General features: G+C 50.4%; 4 protein-coding genes. All 4 read left to right on the forward strand.

Annotation, left to right across the window (positions count from 1 at the left end):
* Positions 1 to 407, forward strand: a 407-nt coding sequence (locus ACEYDX_RS07855) for a hypothetical protein (protein WP_373741468.1), incomplete at its 5' end; no start/stop codon positions are given.
* Complete coding sequence (locus ACEYDX_RS07860; protein WP_373741467.1) at positions 307 to 1,338, forward strand: AI-2E family transporter; 1,032 nt, start codon at positions 307 to 309, stop codon at positions 1,336 to 1,338. The genes ACEYDX_RS07855 and ACEYDX_RS07860, both read left to right, overlap by 101 nt.
* Before the next feature lie 111 nt (positions 1,339 to 1,449).
* Complete coding sequence (gene thrB, locus ACEYDX_RS07865; protein WP_373741465.1) at positions 1,450 to 2,388, forward strand: homoserine kinase; 939 nt, start codon at positions 1,450 to 1,452, stop codon at positions 2,386 to 2,388.
* 131 nt (positions 2,389 to 2,519) lie between these two features.
* On the forward strand, positions 2,520 to 2,707 hold a 188-nt coding region (locus tag ACEYDX_RS07870; RefSeq protein ID WP_373741466.1), incomplete at its 3' end, for a helix-turn-helix domain-containing protein.

Consider the following 2,707-nt stretch of genomic DNA (forward strand, 5'->3'; position numbering starts at 1 on the left):
AAGAGCGTCCGCCTCCGGTTCAACCGTGCAGCGAAGAAGGCGAACTATACACAACACCCCACTCAACAGTCAACTCCCGACAGACAAAAATCACCGCACAAAATCTCAATCCCTTGCCTAACAACAGAATTTTTTTGAAAACCAATACCTTTCCCGTAGTCTTCAAACTGTCTCTTGTACAAAAGATTCTGAAGAATCTGTGCAAATCGGAGTTCAAACTGTTATGCTTGATGCCGTCTGAAAAACGTAAAATACTTCCAATTTACTATGTACCAAAGAAGACCGCGCGGCGCAAAGCCGTGGATTATTTTAGCTGTTTCGGCAGTTTGTTTGATATGGCTGCTGTATGCATTGGGCAATATTCTGTCGCCGTTTATCGCAGCGGGCGTAATGGCCTATGTGCTTAATCCGCTGGTAGAGAAGTTACAGCACAAACGCATCAAACGCGGTATTGCATCGATGTTGGTGATGGCATTTGCTCTTTTACTGCTGTTGTCTCTGGTATTGATTATTGTTCCGATGCTTTTGAATCAATTCAATAATTTAGTAGAACGCCTGCCGAAAATTGTGGATTTCGTACAGACAAAACTTCTGCCGTGGCTGGATGAGCATACCGGCGAACACATCAAAATCAACACCCGTTCGGTAATGGCATGGCTTCAGTCGCATACCGGCGAATTAAGTAATACATTAAAAAAGGCAATGCCTGTTTTGGTGCAGCAGAGCAGTAACGTTTTGAACAGCTTGGGTAACCTCATCCTACTGCCGCTTTTGCTTTATTATTTTCTGCTTGATTGGCGACGTTGGTCACGCGGCATCAGTTCGCTCGTACCCCGCCGCTTTATCGATACCTATACCCGCATTACGGGCAGCATGGATAAAGTTTTGGGGGAATTTCTGCGCGGACAGTTGATGGTGATGCTGATCATGGGCTTGCTCTACGGCATCGGCCTGATGTTGACGGGACTCGAATCCGGTTTTGCCATCGGCATGATTGCTGGGATTTTGGTATTCGTTCCGTATCTGGGCGCATTTACCGGCCTGCTGCTGGCAACCTTGGCTGCGTTGCTGCAGTTTCCCACATGGCACGGTTTGGCGGCAGTGTGGGCGGTATTTGCGGTGGGACAGCTTCTCGAAAGTTTCATCATCACGCCTAAAATCGTCGGCGACCGCATCGGTTTGTCGCCGTTTTGGGTGATTTTTTCACTGATGGCATTCGGGCAACTGATGGGCTTCGTCGGCATGCTGGCGGGGCTGCCGCTGGCAGCGGTAACACAAGTATTGTTGCGCGAAGGTGCCGACGTGTATTTCAAAAGCCGTTTTTACACACACCGTTAAGCCCTTTCCGCAGAGGCCGTCTGAAACTTTCAGACGGCCTCTGCCTATCGCGCCATCCGTCCTTTTGATATGATGTGCGCTGATTTTTTCTTTCGATTTGCGGATAAAGCGATGTCTGTCTATACCAGTGTTTCCGACAATGAAATCCGCGCCTTTCTGGCGGATTACGACTTGGGCGGTTTTGTATCTTTGCAGGGAATTGCACAGGGCGTAACCAACAGCAACTATTTTCTGACCACCGAATCAGGCCGTTTCGTGCTGACGGTATTTGAAACGCTCCGGCAGCAGGAGCTGCCGTTTTTCCTGCTGCTGAAACAACATCTGAGCAAAAACGGCGTTGCCTGTCCCGCCCCTGTCGTACGCAAAGACGGCAAAATGGATTCCGTATTGGCCGGTAAACCCGCCTGCCTCGTTACCTGTCTCAAAGGTGCGGATACAGGCTGGGCAACGGCGGAGCAGTGCTTCAACACCGGCGCAATGCTCGCCAAAATGCACTTGGCCGGACAAAACTTTCCGCTGCAAATGGAAAACCCCCGCTATAAAACATGGTGGCACGAAGCTTGCCTGCGGCTGCTGCCCGAAATGAACCCGCAGGATGCCGCCCTGCTCCAATCAGAAATCGCCTTTCTCGACAACGTGGATGAAACCGCCCTGCCCTCGGGCATCATCCATGCCGATTTATTCAAAGACAACGTATTGCTCGACGGCGGACAAGTGGCCGGCTTCATCGATTTCTACTACGCCTGCAACGGCAATTTCATGTACGACCTGGCCATCGCCGTCAACGATTGGGCGCGGCATGCCGACAATACGCTTGATGCCGCCCTATCCGACGCATTCGTACAGGGTTACGAGAGCATACGTCCGCTCAGCGAAGCCGAACGTGCCTACTACCCCGTCGCGCAACGCGCAGGCTGCGTACGCTTTTGGGTGTCGCGGCTGCTCGACTTCCATTTTCCCCAAGAAGGGGAGATGACGTTTATCAAAGACCCGAACGCATTCCGGGATTTGCTGCTGTATTTCAGAGAACAGCAAAATGTCCGCACTTAAAAATACCGTCAAACACAAACAAAGGCCGTCTAAAAAATATTTTTCAGACGGCCTTACTTAACCGATTGGTTTGCTGTAAACCAAAAATGTATGCTATATCAAATAAACATATTATTCGATACAATTCCACCATGGCCTATTCACAAGACTTCAAACAACTCGTGCTCAAAAAACTCCATCAAGGATGGACGATTCGTAGAGCCGCAAAAGAATTCGGCATCGCCATCTCCACCATCACGCTTTGGAGACGCCCGCCGGCTCCCCAAGTCCCTCCGAAACAACGGAAAACCCGCAAAATCAGCGCCCGGGCACTGCTCGA

This window comes from Neisseria sp. (assembly GCF_041804105.1).
Classification (GTDB): Bacteria; Pseudomonadota; Gammaproteobacteria; order Burkholderiales; family Neisseriaceae; genus Neisseria.